Source organism: Prevotella sp. Rep29 (assembly GCF_019551475.1).
In the GTDB taxonomy this organism is placed as follows: domain Bacteria; phylum Bacteroidota; class Bacteroidia; order Bacteroidales; family Bacteroidaceae; genus Prevotella.
On sequence record NZ_CP047159.1, the window covers coordinates 100,516 to 115,723 of the forward strand.

Annotated in this window: 14 protein-coding genes and 1 tRNA gene; 6 read left to right on the top strand and 9 right to left on the bottom strand. The window is 51.7% G+C overall.

Annotation, left to right across the window (positions count from 1 at the left end; all coding sequences use genetic code 11):
- Nucleotides 1-231: 231 nt before the first annotated feature.
- The 3 genes from pckA to GRF55_RS00425 all read right to left on the bottom strand — a co-directional run bounded on the left by pckA (nucleotide 232) and on the right by GRF55_RS00425 (nucleotide 3,545).
- Nucleotides 232-1,845, bottom strand: coding sequence for a phosphoenolpyruvate carboxykinase (ATP) (gene pckA / locus GRF55_RS00415; RefSeq protein ID WP_220368626.1), 1,614 nt, complete (start codon nucleotides 1,843-1,845; stop codon nucleotides 232-234).
- Between the two features lie 184 nt (nucleotides 1,846-2,029).
- A complete protein-coding gene (locus GRF55_RS00420; protein WP_220368627.1) occupies nucleotides 2,030-2,578 on the bottom strand; it encodes a hypothetical protein in 549 nt (182 codons plus the stop codon).
- 31 nt (nucleotides 2,579-2,609) lie between these two features.
- Nucleotides 2,610-3,545, bottom strand: coding sequence for a DMT family transporter (locus GRF55_RS00425; RefSeq protein WP_220368628.1), 936 nt, complete (start codon nucleotides 3,543-3,545; stop codon nucleotides 2,610-2,612).
- A 117-nt stretch (nucleotides 3,546-3,662) separates the two neighbouring features.
- On the opposite strand from GRF55_RS00425, the gene upp reads away from it, so the two are divergent.
- Nucleotides 3,663-4,319, top strand: a complete 657-nt coding sequence (gene upp, locus GRF55_RS00430) for a uracil phosphoribosyltransferase (protein ID WP_220368629.1) — start codon at nucleotides 3,663-3,665, stop codon at nucleotides 4,317-4,319.
- A gap of 161 nt (nucleotides 4,320-4,480) precedes the next feature.
- Here the strand turns inward: upp and GRF55_RS00435 are convergent, their stop codons facing one another.
- Nucleotides 4,481-6,025, bottom strand: coding sequence for a glycoside hydrolase family 18 protein (locus GRF55_RS00435; RefSeq protein WP_220368630.1), 1,545 nt, complete (start codon nucleotides 6,023-6,025; stop codon nucleotides 4,481-4,483).
- A 776-nt stretch (nucleotides 6,026-6,801) separates the two neighbouring features.
- Here GRF55_RS00435 and GRF55_RS00440 point away from each other — a divergent pair.
- Nucleotides 6,802-7,287, top strand: a complete 486-nt coding sequence (locus GRF55_RS00440; RefSeq protein ID WP_220368631.1) for a D-Ala-D-Ala carboxypeptidase family metallohydrolase — start codon at nucleotides 6,802-6,804, stop codon at nucleotides 7,285-7,287.
- 142 nt (nucleotides 7,288-7,429) lie between these two features.
- Entirely contained in the window at nucleotides 7,430-7,579 is a 150-nt protein-coding gene (locus GRF55_RS00445) for a hypothetical protein (protein WP_220368632.1), read from the top strand.
- A gap of 199 nt (nucleotides 7,580-7,778) precedes the next feature.
- Here the strand turns inward: GRF55_RS00445 and GRF55_RS00450 are convergent, their stop codons facing one another.
- Nucleotides 7,779-7,931, bottom strand: coding sequence for a hypothetical protein (locus GRF55_RS00450; RefSeq protein WP_220368633.1), 153 nt, complete (start codon nucleotides 7,929-7,931; stop codon nucleotides 7,779-7,781).
- A 13-nt stretch (nucleotides 7,932-7,944) separates the two neighbouring features.
- A complete protein-coding gene (locus GRF55_RS00455) occupies nucleotides 7,945-11,316 on the bottom strand; it encodes a leucine-rich repeat domain-containing protein (protein WP_220368634.1) in 3,372 nt (1,123 codons plus the stop codon).
- 658 nt (nucleotides 11,317-11,974) lie between these two features.
- Here GRF55_RS00455 and GRF55_RS00460 point away from each other — a divergent pair.
- Entirely contained in the window at nucleotides 11,975-12,397 is a 423-nt protein-coding gene (locus tag GRF55_RS00460; RefSeq protein WP_220368635.1) for an HU family DNA-binding protein, read from the top strand.
- A gap of 86 nt (nucleotides 12,398-12,483) precedes the next feature.
- Nucleotides 12,484-12,597 carry a smalltalk protein gene (locus GRF55_RS00465; protein ID WP_220368636.1) on the top strand — a complete coding sequence of 38 codons (114 nt, stop codon included), beginning with the start codon at nucleotides 12,484-12,486 and terminating at the stop codon, nucleotides 12,595-12,597.
- 153 nt (nucleotides 12,598-12,750) lie between these two features.
- Here the strand turns inward: GRF55_RS00465 and ybeY are convergent, their stop codons facing one another.
- From ybeY to ruvB, 3 genes are read right to left on the bottom strand one after another with little or no spacing between them, the layout of a single operon-like run.
- The gene (gene ybeY / locus GRF55_RS00470; RefSeq protein WP_220368637.1) at nucleotides 12,751-13,167 is read right to left on the bottom strand and encodes an rRNA maturation RNase YbeY; all 417 of its coding nucleotides are present in this window, start codon (nucleotides 13,165-13,167) and stop codon (nucleotides 12,751-12,753) included.
- A 13-nt stretch (nucleotides 13,168-13,180) separates the two neighbouring features.
- Nucleotides 13,181-13,618 (bottom strand): pantetheine-phosphate adenylyltransferase, encoded by a 438-nt coding sequence (coaD, locus tag GRF55_RS00475; RefSeq protein WP_220368638.1) that lies wholly within the window; start codon nucleotides 13,616-13,618, stop codon nucleotides 13,181-13,183.
- Between the two features lie 31 nt (nucleotides 13,619-13,649).
- The gene (gene ruvB / locus GRF55_RS00480; protein WP_220368639.1) at nucleotides 13,650-14,684 is read right to left on the bottom strand and encodes a Holliday junction branch migration DNA helicase RuvB; all 1,035 of its coding nucleotides are present in this window, start codon (nucleotides 14,682-14,684) and stop codon (nucleotides 13,650-13,652) included.
- 379 nt (nucleotides 14,685-15,063) lie between these two features.
- On the opposite strand from ruvB, the gene GRF55_RS00485 reads away from it, so the two are divergent.
- Nucleotides 15,064-15,137: transfer RNA gene (locus GRF55_RS00485), tRNA-Ile, on the top strand.
- Nucleotides 15,138-15,208: the final 71 nt, after the last annotated feature.

A 15,208-nucleotide genomic window follows, 5' to 3' on the forward strand; every position in this document is an offset into this window, starting at 1 on the left:
ATTTCGGATAAAACGAGGAATATTAACATTAACGTAGGTTCGGTAAATACAAATCAGCATTAGTTGGAGAAGAGAGGGGATGCCCTAAATCAGTCGGGTATGCCGATACCCCTCGCAGGGTGACAATCATCGAGGTGGTGATTGGTGTATCAACCCGCATGAACTGATTATCAAATAGAAAGGGCATGTCCGAAGACACGCCCCTTCCGATATCAATGCATTAAGATAATACTAGAGTTTCGGACCTGCTGCAACGAGTGCTTTTCCGGCTTCGTTTCCTTCGTATTTTGCGAAGTTCTTGATGAAGCGTCCTGCAAGGTCTTTTGCTTTCTCTTCCCATTCTGCGGGGTTTGCGTATGTGTCGCGCGGGTCGAGGATGTTGGTGTCAACCCCTTCGAGTTCTGTCGGCACTTCGAAGTTGAAGTAAGGAATCTTCTTCGTCGGAGCCTTCAGGATAGCGCCGCCCAGGATGGCGTCGATGATGCCGCGGGTGTCTTTGATAGAGATACGTTTGCCGCTGCCGTTCCAACCTGTGTTCACGAGGTATGCCTTGGCGCCGCTCTTCTCCATGCGTTTCACCAGTTCTTCTGCATATTTCGTCGGGTGCAGTTCGAGGAATGCCTGTCCGAAACATGCTGAGAAGGTCGGTGTCGGTTCGGTGATGCCGCGCTCTGTTCCTGCGAGCTTTGCGGTGAAGCCAGAGAGGAAATAATACTTCGTCTGCTCCGGAGTCAGGATGCTGACAGGAGGCAGTACGCCGAATGCGTCGGCAGAGAGGAAGATAACGTTCTGCGCTTCAGGACCGGCGCTCTTGCCGTTCACTTTGGCAACGATTTTCTCGATGTGGTCGATAGGATAGCTGACACGGGTGTTCTCGGTCACGCTCTTGTCGGCGAAATCAATCTTGCCATTCTCGTCAACCGTCACGTTCTCGAGCAGTGCGTTGCGCTTGATGGCGTTGTAGATATCGGGCTCGCTCTCTTTGTCGAGGTTGATGACTTTCGCATAGCATCCGCCTTCGAAGTTGAACACGCCGTTGTCGTCCCATCCGTGCTCGTCGTCACCGATGAGCAGACGCTTCGGGTCGGTAGAGAGGGTGGTCTTACCCGTGCCTGACAGTCCGAAGAAGATGGCGGTGTTCTTGCCTTCCATGTCGGTGTTGGCAGAGCAGTGCATAGAAGCGATGCCTTGCAGCGGGAGGAAGTAGTTCATCATGGAGAACATACCTTTTTTCATCTCGCCGCCATACCAAGTATTGATAATCACCTGCTCGCGGCTTGTTGTATTGAAAGCCACGCAGGTTTCAGAGTTCAGACCCAGTTCCTTGTAGTTTTCAACCTTTGCCTTCGATGCGTTGTAAATGACGAAGTTGGGCTCGAAGTTCTCCAGTTCTTCCTTGGTCGGCTGGATGAACATGTTCGTCACGAAGTGAGCCTGCCATGCCACTTCCACGATGAAGCGCACAGCCAGACGGGTGCCTTCGTTGGCGCCGCAGAATGCGTCAACCACGTACAGGTTCTTGTTGCAGAGTTCTTTGATGGCGATGTCTTTCACCGTAGCCCATACTTCTTCGCTCATGGGGTGGTTGTCGTTCTTGTACTCCTCGGTGGTCCACCACACTTTGTCTTTCGACTGCTCGTCGCAAACGATGTACTTGTCTTTTGGTGAGCGACCGGTGTAGATACCTGTCATCACGTTGACAGCGTTGAGTTCGGTGTTCTGACCTTTGTCGAAACCGGTCAGACCGGCTTTTGTCTCTTCCTCATAGAGGAATTCATACGATGGATTGTGGGCAATCACGGTAGAACCGGTAATGCCATACTGTGTCAAATCTAACTTTGCCATGTTTTGTTTATTATGATTATTAGTTATTATGATATTTTCTATTTTCAGACTGCAAAGTTACGAAAATATACTGAACGGAACATCATTTTGTTCGTCTTTTTTTATTTTTCCTTTCAAATTGTTTGATTCTGGGGGCTATTTGACAAGAAAATTCTTTTTCTTGGCGTGGCGGCTGGTTCGGATTTTAATAGTCCCGGTTGATGAGTTGGTCGGCTGCTGCCTTCAGGTCAGCTGCCTGCCGTCTGGCAAAGACATCGTCCATGACGCGTTCTCCCTTGAAGATTTCCCATGCTTTTCCGTCGTGGTCGAAATAGTAGCGTGTCTCGTCTTTCCCGCCATTGTAGTTGTCGTGTTGGAAAAGCGTGAAGATGATTTCGCCCGTCTGTCCGTCAAACAGGTACTCTTCATACATCTGTCGCGCGGCGACGTTGTATTTTCGGGTGATGAGAAGCGGTTGATAGGTTCTCATGCCCGGCTCTTCACCGTCTTTTGCCGTGAAGAGGTAATGCAGTGTTTCTGCCGTCGGACCGCAACCGGGGATGATGTAGTTCAGGTTGACGGTCATGTTTTCTTTCGGTGCGTACTCCTCTTTTTCTTCTCTTTCGCTGCGCTCTTTCGCAGCAGCATATTGTTTCCGTACTTCGGCGACGCACTTCTTGGCGCGCGGTGTGTCTTGTGCCCATGAAGTGTGGATTGCCAATACCAAGGTTAATAGTAAGAACAGTCTTTTCATGATGTGTGTATTTTTTTTGAGGGTGAATGTTTTACAAGAGGAAGAATAGCGAAACGCCGATGATTGAGATGATGGCGCCCACCACTCCTTTGGTCGTGATTTTCTGCTGGAAGAGGTAGTAGGAAGGCACGATGATGAGAATCGGGCTCAGCGCCATGATGGTCGAGGCGATGCCGGCTGCCGTGTATTGTACTGCCATCAGTGAGAAGCCCACTCCGAGGAACGGACCGAAAAGGACGGTGATGAGCATCGCTTTCATGCCTTTGTGGTCGTGGACGCTCTTCTTGAACTGTGGCAGATTGCCGGACATCAGTATCCACAACATGAAACAGGCTGTTCCTGCCAGGCAGCGTATCATGTTGGCACCGAACGGCAGATAGTGTTCTATCTCTGGCAGGAGCGTCGCCGGCACGTCAGCCGTGTATTGGTCCAGTCCTATCTTGCTGAGAATCAGTCCCACTCCCTGTCCCATCGCCGCCCCGATTCCGTAGAGGATTCCCTTCGTGGGCAGCTGCAGCGACAGCGTGTGGTGCTCTCCCCGTCCTAATACTGAGACGGCGATACCCGTCAGCGTGACTGCCATGGCTATCAGCGAGTTCCAGCCCAGCGTCTGCCCTAAGAAGGTCCATGCCGACAGGGCGGCAAACATCGGGGCGAGGGTCATGAAGAGCTGTCCGTAGCGGGAGCCGAAACACAGGTAGGAATTGAACAGGCACCAGTCGCCGAAGAAGTAGCCCACCACGCCCGAGAGCATCAGCCAGAACCACGCCGTCCCACTGGCATGTGCAGGGAGCGGATTGCCCGTGACAACCCACATCAGCGCGGCAGAGCAGACCATGGCAAGCCCTAGCCGCCAGACGTTCAGCGACAGAACGCCCAACCGCTTGCTGCCCACCTCGCTTGCCAGTGCCGTAATCGTCCATGAGAAAGCGACGCCGAGTGAAATCAACTCTCCGAAGTACTGCATGAAAAATGTCAATTCTTTTTGTGGCGTTGCAAAGGTAGTGAAAATAAATGGGACGATATCGTGTTTTCCAAGTTTTTTTAATTACCTTTGTGGTCGAAAACTGAAAAACAAAGTGGTATGAAGACGATTAACCTTTCTGAACAAAACTCTGTCATGAACCTTTATCTGGCGGAACTCCGCGATAAAGACTATCAGCAGAACCGTTTGCTTTTCCGTAACAATCTGAAGCGTATCGGCGAGATAATGGCTTTCGAGATATCAAAGACGTTCGACTATGAGTTGAAGACGGTCCACACGCCGCTTGCCGATGCTGAGATGCAACTGCCGGAAGACAAGGTGGTGCTTGCAACGGTCTTGCGTGCCGGACTGCCTTTCCACGAGGGATTCCTCCATGTGTTCGACCATGCCGGCAACGCCTTTGTGTCAGCCTATCGCATGTACACCAACGCCGAGCATACGGAGGTGGGTGTGCATACGGAATACCTCGTGTCGCCCGATGTCGAGGGGAAGACGCTCATCATTGTCGATCCGATGCTTGCCACGGGCGGTTCGATGGCTGCTGCCATCCAGGCGCTGTTGGAGATTGGTACGCCGAAACATCTGCACATCGCTTGTGTGCTTGCCGTGCCCGAAGGTCTTGATGCTATCAGGGAGATTCTTCCGGAGAACAGCACCGTCTGGTGTGCTGCCATCGACGAGGGAATGAACGACCATAAATACATCGTCCCGGGCTTCGGTGATGCCGGTGACCTGTGTTTTGGCGAGAAATTGTAGATTCTTTTGAGGCTACAAGGCTATTAGGCTGTAAGGTTTTAAGGTTATTGGAGGCGGAAATTTCTGCCTAATCAGCAACTGACTAAATAAAAAAACTCGGAATCCAAATTCCGAGTTTTTTTGTTTATATGCCTATTACAGACCGAATCCCGATTTTATTATCAGTTATCTTTATGCAGCAACCATGCCAAGGCACGCTCTGTCATTTCGAGATAGGGCTTCATGTCGGTAACCTCTTTCAGGTTTTCATCCCACTGATAGAACAGTGTGCGGGCATGTTTCTTTGTGTTAGTCCACAACTGCGGGCACCACTTCCCGCCTGCGTTCACGTTGCTTCCCTCAATAGGCGCAATGCGCAGACTGTCGGTAAAGTCATCATACCATTTCCATTCCTTCACCTTCTCGCCACCAGGCATAGCATAGAAACTGCCACGAGCCTCGTCAATATACTGCTGAAATTCTGCGCGAGCATCATCGCTGAGAGCGTATGGATTGCCATTGAGTTGGAAGATGAGGTGATAGCGGTCGAACAGTCCTTTCTGATAAGTCGCGCCAAGAGGCATCTCGTCTACTTCAAAGCCCATCTGCTCTCCTACTTTCTTGAGCCAAGCCATGCCGTGCTTTGTGTCGCTGCTTTCTGTTCCGTCGGTCCAGACAAGCATACGCTTGCCTGCCTCAGTAGCCTTATTGTTCACCATCAGCGAGAGATGGATAGTGCGCATCTGGTCTAACTGTGCATTGTCTTCCGTACACTCCCAATACATGCCGCCGAGCAGTCCCCGGTCGATGATGAGCTGGCATTTGGCAGCGAGCGACCGAGTGTCGTCAAATCCCCAGACAAGTTGTCCGCTCTGGTCGGTGAGGTAAGGAACTTTGCCCACATCGTCCCATTGTTCCTGATAGAGTCCGTCGGAATATCGGGTCTTGACATATTGGTCGAGCACCTTGTTCGAGTGGTCGCCGCGTCCGTAGAGCGGCATGCCGAGTGTCAGCTTCTCTGCCGGCACACCGTTGCGGATGTGTGCGTTGATGGCTTCCTCGACGGTGATGCGTCCTGAGAGTGGCGAGCGGAAGAGCGTGGTGTGGTGCTTCGGCGGGTTCGCCACGTCGTATGCCATGATGTTGACAAAGTCCATGTACTTGATACATGCCGGGAAGTCGATATAGAGTCCGTCGGCGATGGTGGCAGCGGTGAGCAGTTTCTTCTTGCCCAGCGCCTTGCGCAGGTCGCGCATGAGGAGGGTGAAATTCTTCGTGTCGTCGGGCGAACTGGAGATGCCTGCCTCGTTGCTCGTCGGATATTCCCAGTCGATGTCGATGCCGTCCAGCCCATATTCGTCCACGATGCGCTTGCAGTCTTTCGCAAACGCGGTGCGCGTCTTAGCCGTGGCAGCCATCTCGGAGAAGTTGCCGCTTGTCCATCCGCCTACCGACAGCATGATTTTCAGTTTCGGATTCTGCTTTCTCAGTGCGACCACCTTGCGCAGGAACGGCTCGTTCTGAATGTTCACGCCGTCGAAGGTCTTTTTCACGTGCCCGAAGGCGTAGTTGACGTGTGTCATCAGTGTGGGGTCGGGCAGTCGCTCGTTCGTCCACGAGCATACGTATGCCACCACGATTTTCTCTTTCGGTTGTGCTGCGACAGTGCTTTTGCCTGCGAGCAGCAGTGCTGCCAGCACGACCATCCTGAATACCATTTTCTTCATAGTTGTCATGTTTTTATTGATTGATATGATGTGTTCTGCCTTTTTGTGCCATGCAAATGTAGCTATTTTTTTTCATTTACACGACTCTTGGGTGCAGAAAAATATGCTGCCCTTCCAATATGTATATTTATACACGGAAAGCGTATAAATATACTACTTGAACTTTCGCTTTCCAAAAGGGGAACTTTTGGCTTGCAAAAGTTCCCCTTTCAGCGTCCAAAAGTGCCACTTTTAGGAGCCAAAAGTGCCACTTTTGGAAAGTGCTCTCTAACTGCCTGTAAATCAATAGTTTATGAAAGTGTCAGAAAGTCGCCGTGCCCTGTATAATTATACATTTCCGGCGGAAAAACTTTTTTGAAAATGGGTCGAAAAAAGATGCCGGTTTTCTTGCATTCGGCATTAAAATTTTGTACCTTTGCAACACAGAAATAACGGGGGTGGCTTTAGCCGAAACTAAAGCCCCTGAAACACTAAAACTTATCGGGTCTGGAGTACGCTCATCAAGGCGGATGACAGAAAACGAGACACGCTGGGCAAGTCACGCCCAGGCAATCGGTATGCCGGCGTGTGTATGATGATGGGATGGTGGTGCCCGGGAGCCACCTACACATTATTATATATACACCTGCGCGCGAGGGAAGGGTAGGCAGCATGGCTCGTCGGGGCTTTCTGTCCCGGCTATCCTGTCCAGCCCAGTCCCGTTCGTTCAGGCTTTCTGCGCTATCCAGCCTCCCCCCGGAAAACGTAACCACTCTTTTTAAATCTTTATCAACACTATGAAAAACAATTTAAGCCAAAAATTATCGGAGCACTTCACGCTCCGCGAGTTCGTTCGCTCGGCAACGGCTGAGCGCCTCCATATCGACAATACGCCCGGGTGGGAGCACGTCGCCCGCCTGTGCCACCTCTGCCAGCGGGTGCTGGAGCCCCTGCGTCACCGCTTCGGGCGCATCGTCATCACCTCCGGCTATCGCTGCCCACGACTCAACCGGGCCGTCGGCGGGGTGTCCAACTCGCAGCACATGCGGGGCGAGGCTGCCGACATCCGCGTGGTGGACATGGTGGTAGGCATGCAGATGTTCAACTTCATCCGCGAGTGTTGCGACTACGACCAGTTGCTCTTCGAGCACTCACCGCGCACGGGCGGCATCTGGCTCCACGTCTCCTGCCGCACCGCCGGCAACAACCGCCACCAGGCGATTATCCAACGGAGCCCCTCCCCAGCCCTCCCCCAAATGGGGAGGGAGCGCCTCGCGGGGTGAGAGTTTTTCGGATAGCCTATCTAGTTTTTCATTAAGACCCCTCTAACCATATTTATCAATTATCATTTACAGATTTCCCCCTGCCAGGCATTCCCTCCCCATTTGGGGGAGGGTTAGGGTGGGGCTTCTCTTTTTATTAATCATGTTTTGCACCAAGTGTGGCTGCGAATTGCCCGATGAAAAGTTCGAGATGATGAAGACCGGCACTCGCCGGCGTGTATGCAACCACTGCCGATGGATTCACTATGTGCAGCCCTCGCGCATGAGGCGGATTCTCAGGGAGCTGGGCTGAGGAAGCCCCTCCTCCTAACCTTAATTAAAAAAGACCCTAAAGTCCTTACAAGCGCTAAGGACTTTAGGGTCTTTAGGGTCTCTTCCCCTTTCTTTATCCCTCCTTTCGGGAGGGGCGGGGGTGGGTTTTAGTCGAAGTCTCCCCAACTGTTGCCGACGGGATAGGTGTCCTCGTCGCTCCAGATGGTGCCTTTGCCGTCCTAGTTGGTCGGGTCGCAAGGGTTGTCGGGATCACTGTCGTCGCAGTCCTCCTGGAAGTGGATGTCTCCACCTTCGCTCGCCATGAGGGCACCGCCCGTTTCTGGAAAGGCGACGATGGTTGCTTCGGGTGTGATATATTGTTTCTTCTTCATAGTTGTCGTGTCTTTACTTGATAATCACTTTCTTTCCGTTGTTGATGTAGATGCCGCTCTGTGCAGGCTTTCCTGTCAGGCGTGTGCCTTGCAGGGTGTACCAAGTGTCGCTGTCGGCTGGTGTGCGGTTGATGTCGCTGATGCCTGTCGTCTCGCTGTTGATGTCGCCCTCATCCATGATGACTGCCTTTCCGCCGGCTGCCACCTCTGTGTGCTTGGCGTGCAGGTGGCTCGTATGGACGCGGAAGTAGGAGCGGTTGGCTTGTGTGTAGTTCGCCACCTTCGCAGGAACGAAATAGCCGTTGGACAGTCCGAAGCTCAGGAAGCCATCCACGTCGCTGGCGCTGCCCAGGGCGTTGAGTTCAGCAAGCGTCATGCCTTTCAGGTAGTAGAGATAGTCATTCACGTGGTAGAGGTGTTTTTCGATATGACGCGCATCTTCGGCGAGGGTGTTGTATGTGGCTTCGTCCACCACCTGCCATGCGGGCCATACCTTGCGCGGCTCCCAGCACGGCACGAGCACGTTCTGCGCATCTTCGTGGTTCGCATAGAAGTTCTTCTCGAAGATACTTGACCCCGAGCTTGCTTGCGTGCCGAGGTTGAAAATGTCTATCCAGTAGGATGTGCTGTTGTCCGCTCCCTCATAGTAGGTGAAGGCGCTATTGTAATTTGTCCTGTTGTATGCCCAGGTAACGGCAAACTCTCCTGCAGGCGTGAGCTGCGTCTTTACATAGTCTGTAGCCCGTTTCCAGTCGATGTCGCTGCTGATGGTGTAGGTCTTGTAGTAGTAGGTGGCACGAGCGCCATTGTTATTGTTGATGACCTTATATTTGGGATACGACGTTCCGTTGTATTCCACCGTTTCGTTGATGTTGATGGTGTCCAAAGAGATTTTGGTCTGTGTGGCGTTGTAGTCGCCTGTCGAGGTATTGAACACGTAGAGGCTGCGCACGGGAGCTGCCGTCACTTCGTTGAAGTCCACCCACACCTGTCCTTTCATGGCTTCGAGTTGATCTGCTGACGCTTCGGCGCTGAGGCTCTCTATCGTGTTCCGCTGGTAGCGCCCGCTGCCTGCTTCGCAATAGTCGCTGAGGGTGGTGGGGAAACTTCCGAGTGTGAGTGTTGATCGACGTACGACAGGAACGGTGACGTTCTCAAGGAAGCTGACATCGCCATAGAGCGGCACGAGGTAGGTGCCCGGTGTGGCGTAGCTGATGAGGATGCCCTCGCCCGGTGGCACGATGCCGTCTTCCACCTTGGCGGTGGAGATTTTCGGGATGTCGTCGGCGCGGTCGTTTTTGAAGTAGGCGTGTGCCGTGCGTGCGTTCACGTCGTCGCTCGTCAGCAACGTGCGTGTAATACTGCTGAGAATATACTTGGGGTAGTTGTAGCCATACACTATCTCCACGTCGTACACGTCTTTCTCTTCTCCCATCTGGTTGGTGGCGCCTGGCGTTGAGGTGAGGCGCACCAGCGTGCCGTCGTGGTCGGGCTTGAAGGTGTAGATGTCGCCGTGTGAGCCATGCCTGGATTGTGGTTTCCATGCCGAGCTGGCGATGCGCCATGGTGCCGGTGAATAGTATTTCCCGTTGACCTCGATGTCGCCTGCCTCAGGAGTTGCTTTCGACTGTCCGTAGGGAGGCAGGGCGTAATTCTTCGTGAGGTCAAACTTGGCGCAGTATTCATGGTGATTGAACATACTCACCGCGCTCTCCGTCGAGTGTTGATAGTCTTCTGCGCAACCTGTCGGCACTATCACGTGCCGGCGCACATAGCCATATAGATGGCTCTCTGGCACAAAGAAGGGGTTGCCGTCGCTGGTGATGGCGGGTGGCACGGCATCTTCAAACTCCACGAGGTAGTGCAGGTGCCACGACGGTTCGTTGGCGAGGATATCGTTAAGTATACTCGGCCCTGTTACTGCTGTCACTTTCGGCTGGAATGCCTTATCACCCATATAGGTGAGGGTGCCGGTTGTGCCGTTGCTGAAGTGGATCTGCATGATTTTGTTGTCGGCGAATGCTTCATCGCCTATATATGTCAGCGAGACGGGCACGTCGAAGCGGCGCTGGAAGCCACACTCTTTGAAGGCAGCCTGCTCTATTCGGCTGACCTGCGAAGGAAAGTTGAAGTACGACAGGTTGGGATTAGCCCGGAACGCCTCTTTACCAATGGAGGTGAGGGGGCAGGAGGGATCTACCTTCACGCTGTCTATACTGCCGGCGGCAAAGCACCGTTCGCCCAATTCTTGCAAACCGCTGCCAAAAATCACAGTCTTGATGGGGGTGTAAGTTGTAGCAGTGGCTTCTAATAAACCACTGAACGCGCCGTTACCGATTTTGGTGACGCGGTCGCCGATATTGACGGTGGTCAACTTCTCGGGACGATAAAAGCAACTGTCGGGAATCACAAGCTGTGCCATGTCGGAATGTGTGAAGACCGACAGGTCAACCGACTCCATTTCTCGTGAGAATGCAAAACATTGATTCCCCCATTCGCGCAGCTTGTTGGGATTGACTACGTCGGTGACGTGTCGATAGGATGCGTGGGATACAGCCTCAGCACCCAGACTCTCAATGTTGTTCCACTCTTTCCAGTCCGCACTCGTGGGATCGTCTGTCAGCTGATTGCTGTCATAGTAGGGATAGCTGCTAATTTTGGGATAGTAGGGCCATGTGCCGCTACCGGGATGAAAGCCCAGGGCAACAGACGGTTTGCCTGTCATCAGATCCTGTCTTCCTGTGTCATACAAACCCTTATATCCCACATACGTTACCGATGAAGGCAGACAGATTCTCACCGTAGCACCAAAGAGAGCATAGCTGTCGAGACCTACGACCTTCAGACGCTTGCCGACCAACCAATCAGGAATTCCCTCATCATTAAATGACCCTGTTTTCATGCCTAAGAAGTGCCAGGTATTATTGTTCAAATCTATGTATTTGGGAATGATTATTGATAATCCATCTGTCTCTAGGTTGTTCAATGCGTTGGTTGTCCATTGGGTTTGAGTAGTAAACGATCCTTTGGTACAGAAGGTGGGGCCATCCAAAGAAGATAATCGCACTCCTTCAGTTCCCAATGCCACATAGCCATGATAGTCAATTCCATCCTCTTGCTTGGGGGTATTAAACAACGCCAGAATGGAACAAATGACTCCAAAACCGGGATTGGGTATAAAGGCGCCGAGGTTCAAACCATTTTGTGATCCAGGACTTACTGCCGATTTATGAATGCGGTAGCTGCCGGGTGTGAAATCGGTATGGATAAATTCGTTCTGGCTGACGTAGTAGGCGCGGTTCTTGATGGGGGCAGATGACTGCCCACTCGCTGACTGCACGGCAACTGAGAGCACTGCCAGCAGTAAAAGTAATTGTCGTTTCATTGCTTTATCTTTTTAATGTTGATTTTCTGTTGATGATTTTTTTATAACTCTTTCGATAACTCTTTCGATCAGTTGATATTACTTTCGGCTTTTTGCTTTTTATCTTAATACTCCTTTTAGGAAAACGCAGCAAAGATACACACATTATTAATAAAAGAAAAAATAATCCTTTATCCCCCCGTTTTTTAAAGTTTTTAACATTTAACTTATTGATTTATATTGCTTTAACGACTTTTCTTGGTGATAAGGACTTTAAGGTCCTTAAGGTCCTCCCCACCCCGCTTGTCGGCACCCCTCCCCTCCGCGAGGGGCGGGGAGCGGCAACCCATCATTCTGCGGTAAAGTTCCTCCCAGTGTTCCCAGTGCTCCCAGTATTCCCAGTTCTCCCCCAGTGGGGGGAGTCAGAGGGGGCTTTCTCACTTTGGTCAACTTCCCGAGTGGGAAAAACTTGCAATCGGCTCAAAAATGTTGTACCTTTGCAAACGGAAAAACGACAGAGAATTCTCCCCTCCACCTTATTATATATTTATATGATGCCAGACGCAATGACGGCTGCAGGTCGTCCGTGTCTGTCGTGACCGCTCCCGAAAGGGAAACTCTCAACTTCAGTTTATCAACATCTAAATTATTCATCACTAAAAAAGAAAGGAAAAGAAAAATGGCAGTATTTTATCGATTGTATCAGAACAACAATGAAAACTTCGTGAACAAAGGCAAATGGTACGCACGTGCCACGATGACCGAAACCGTGGATATGAAAAAGCTGGCGGATCGCATACAACGCAACTGTACAGCAAAGAAGAGCGACGTGTGGGCTGTGCTCACCGAGCTGGTGGAGGTAATGCAGGACGAGCTGCAGGCATCGCACCGCGTGAAACTCGACGGCTTCGGCGCATTCAAAATCGGTATCCAAAGCGTCGGTGCCGACTCCGTGAAGGACTTCAATGCCGTCAAGCACGTGAAAGGACTGCGCGTCATCTTCCAGCCCGAGACGAAAATCAGTGCCGACAAGACGCGCACCCGCACCTTCCTCACCGGATGCACCGTGCAGGAAGCACCAAAAAACGCTGTTGAGGCATAACAAAAACCTTTAGGGGCTATAAGGTCCCTAAAGTCCTTAGGGTCCTTAAAGTCTCTAAAGTCCTTACTCAAAAACTAAAAAGCACTATGAAAAACATCAATCAATCTAAATGGCGGCTGATACTGAAAGCCGTCCTGGCAATCATCACCGCCCTGCTCGGAGTGATAGGCGGTGCCGCAGTGGGAATCGGGGGAGCTTAGCCTTGGCAGGCTTCTGCCCCTCGACCATACCCCGAAAGGGAGGGAAAGTGGAAGAGACAAAAAAAGAGCGGATATTGATAGCGATAGAGAAGGCTGGATAGAAATAGAACTTCAAAGCAGTCCCCTCTAACCATATTTATCAATTATTAATTGTCAATTCTTAATTAAATAAAGTGCCTTGTCTTCGGCGAGTTCCATCTGCTCGCGTTCGCCCGGCGCCTTGTCGTTGATTCCGCAGAGGTGGAGGATGCCGTGGATGATGACGCGACGGAGCTCCTCGTCGTAGGGCTTGCCGAACTTCTCGGCATTGCTGCGCACCGTGTCTATGGAGATGACGATGTCGCCGTGGATGGTGTCGCCCTCGGTATAGTCGAAGGTGATGATGTCGGTGTAGTAGTCGTGGTGGAGGTAGGTGCGGTTGACTTCCAGAATCCGCTCGTCGGAGACAAACATGTAGCCGATGTCGCCCACGCGCTTGCCGTAGGTGGCAGCCACGCGCCGAATCCATGCGGTGATGGCTCGTTTGTGGAAGGCTGGCATTCGGATGCCGTCGCAGTTGTAGGTAATCATGGCGGGGTGGGGATTATGGGAGATATTTGCTCACGTCTTGACCGAAAAACTGCAGTTCGCGAACGAGTGTCGAGGAGATGTGCGCCGTCTGCGGGTCGGCAAACAGCAGGAGGGTCTCAATGCCACCGAGCTGGCGGTTGACTTCCGCCTGGTCGCGCTCATACTCGAAATCTTTTACCGAGCGGACGCCACGAATGATACAGCTGGCATTCGTGCGCTTCGCCAGGTCAACAGTCAGGTCGCTGTATGACACAACCTCCACCGCGGGGTTGTCGTCGTACAGCCGCTTGATGGTTTGCAGGCGTTGGTCGGCTTCCTGCTTCGTGTGTTTCAGTTCGCTGACCGCCACACCTATAATAATATGGTCGAAAAGTGCAAGGGCTCGACGAACGATGTCGGCATGTCCAATCGTGAACGGGTCAAAAGTTCCTGTGAAAAGTGCTGTCTTCATATCGTTTTTTCATCAATTCAAATGAAGGTGTTTAGTCAAAAAAGCCCGGTTCCATCGAGGAATTTCGGTATGGATTGCGTCCGAGATGCTGGTAGGCAAGCTCGGTCACCATTCGTCCGCGAGGGGTCCGCTTGATGAATCCCTCCATGATGAGATAGGGCTCATAAACCTCTTCGAGCGTGCCGGCTTCCTCGCCGATGGCGGTGGCAATCGTGGAGATGCCTACCGGACCGCCACGGAACTTGTCGATGATGGTCAGGAGAATCTTGTTGTCTATCTCGTCGAGGCCGTACTGGTCGATGTTCAGCGCCGTCAGCGAGATGCGGGCGATGTCGGTATCGATGCTCCCGTTTCCCTTTACCTGCGCAAAATCGCGCACACGGCGCAACAGGGCATTGGCAATACGAGGCGTACCGCGCGAACGGCGGGCAATCTCTACCGCCGCATCGTCGGTGATGGGCACCTGAAGGATGCCCGCCGAGCGCTTCAAGATGCGGGTCAGCGTCTCCGGCTCGTAATATTCCAAATGGAGATTGATGCCAAAGCGGGCACGCAACGGAGCGGTGAGCAGACCGCTGCGCGTGGTGGCTCCGACAAGCGTGAAGGGGTTGAGGTCAATCTGAATCGAACGGGCAGACGGACCTTTATCTATCATGATATCAATGCGATAGTCCTCCATCGCCGAATAGAGATATTCTTCTACGACGGGCGAGAGGCGGTGAATCTCATCAATGAAAAGCACATCGTTGGGCTCTAACGAAGTAAGGATGCCGGCAAGGTCGCCCGGCTTGTCAAGCACCGGACCGCTGCTGATTTTGAACCCTACGCCCAATTCGTTGGCAATGATGTTCGACAAAGTGGTCTTTCCGAGTCCTGGAGGACCGTGAAGGAGCGTGTGGTCAAGCGGTTCGCCACGATATTTCGCTGCTTCAACAAACACTTCCAGGTTTTCCACCACCTTCTGCTGACCGCTGAAGTCATCGAACCGCAACGGACGAAGGGCGTTCTCAAACTCCTTCTCCGATGAAGAAACCGTCTCCTGTCTGATGTCAAAATCGTCTTGCATAACCAACTCGCAATTTATTGCAAAGCTAAAGATTCAATATGATGCGTAGAATTTATTTGCTGCAAAGTTACGAAAAGTCGAATGCAAAACAAAACAAACGTGTTTGTTTTTTTGCTGAGACGTAGTAACTTCGTGAATTCTTTTCACAAAGTTGGATAAAAATCGGGAATTATAAGCCAGTCCCATGAAGAAAATTCATTTTTCTTTAAAGCATCACATAAAAACGGCGCCACATAAGCCAGCCAGATAAATAGTAAAGAAGTTGCTCATTTTGCTTCTTTTCACAAAAAATATTTGGAGAATTGCGCAAAACACTTTACCTTTGCACCGCATTTATCGCAACAGCGACAATGCATATCCAAGCCCTTGCTTTGATATCGGACTTGTAGCTCAGTTGGTTAGAGCAACAGACTCATAATCTGGAGGTCCCAGGTTCAAGCCCTGGCTGGTCCACATTGAAAATCAGCAACTTAGAAGAAATTCAAGTTGCTGATTTTTCGTTTTGCGAAAACAATGCGAAAACA

Excerpts from the sequence above, each read along its gene's own strand:
- GRF55_RS00420 (WP_220368627.1), bottom strand. The coding sequence starts at position 2,578 with ATGAAAAGACTGTTCTTACTATTAACCTTGGTATTGGCAATCCACACT.
- GRF55_RS00465 (WP_220368636.1), top strand. The coding sequence starts at position 12,484 with ATGAAAAACATCAATCAATCTAAATGGCGGCTGATACTGAAAGCCGTC.
- GRF55_RS00450 (WP_220368633.1), bottom strand. The coding sequence starts at position 7,931 with ATGAAGAAGAAACAATATATCACACCCGAAGCAACCATCGTCGCCTTT.
- GRF55_RS00435 (WP_220368630.1), bottom strand. The coding sequence starts at position 6,025 with ATGAAGAAAATGGTATTCAGGATGGTCGTGCTGGCAGCACTGCTGCTC.
- GRF55_RS00445 (WP_220368632.1), top strand. The coding sequence starts at position 7,430 with ATGTTTTGCACCAAGTGTGGCTGCGAATTGCCCGATGAAAAGTTCGAG.
- ybeY (WP_220368637.1), bottom strand. The coding sequence starts at position 13,167 with ATGATTACCTACAACTGCGACGGCATCCGAATGCCAGCCTTCCACAAA.
- GRF55_RS00440 (WP_220368631.1), top strand. The coding sequence starts at position 6,802 with ATGAAAAACAATTTAAGCCAAAAATTATCGGAGCACTTCACGCTCCGC.
- coaD (WP_220368638.1), bottom strand. The coding sequence starts at position 13,618 with ATGAAGACAGCACTTTTCACAGGAACTTTTGACCCGTTCACGATTGGA.
- GRF55_RS00460 (WP_220368635.1), top strand. The coding sequence starts at position 11,975 with ATGGCAGTATTTTATCGATTGTATCAGAACAACAATGAAAACTTCGTG.
- upp (WP_220368629.1), top strand. The coding sequence starts at position 3,663 with ATGAAGACGATTAACCTTTCTGAACAAAACTCTGTCATGAACCTTTAT.
- GRF55_RS00455 (WP_220368634.1), bottom strand. The coding sequence starts at position 11,316 with ATGAAACGACAATTACTTTTACTGCTGGCAGTGCTCTCAGTTGCCGTG.
- ruvB (WP_220368639.1), bottom strand. The coding sequence starts at position 14,684 with ATGCAAGACGATTTTGACATCAGACAGGAGACGGTTTCTTCATCGGAG.
- GRF55_RS00425 (WP_220368628.1), bottom strand. The coding sequence starts at position 3,545 with ATGCAGTACTTCGGAGAGTTGATTTCACTCGGCGTCGCTTTCTCATGG.
- pckA (WP_220368626.1), bottom strand. The coding sequence starts at position 1,845 with ATGGCAAAGTTAGATTTGACACAGTATGGCATTACCGGTTCTACCGTG.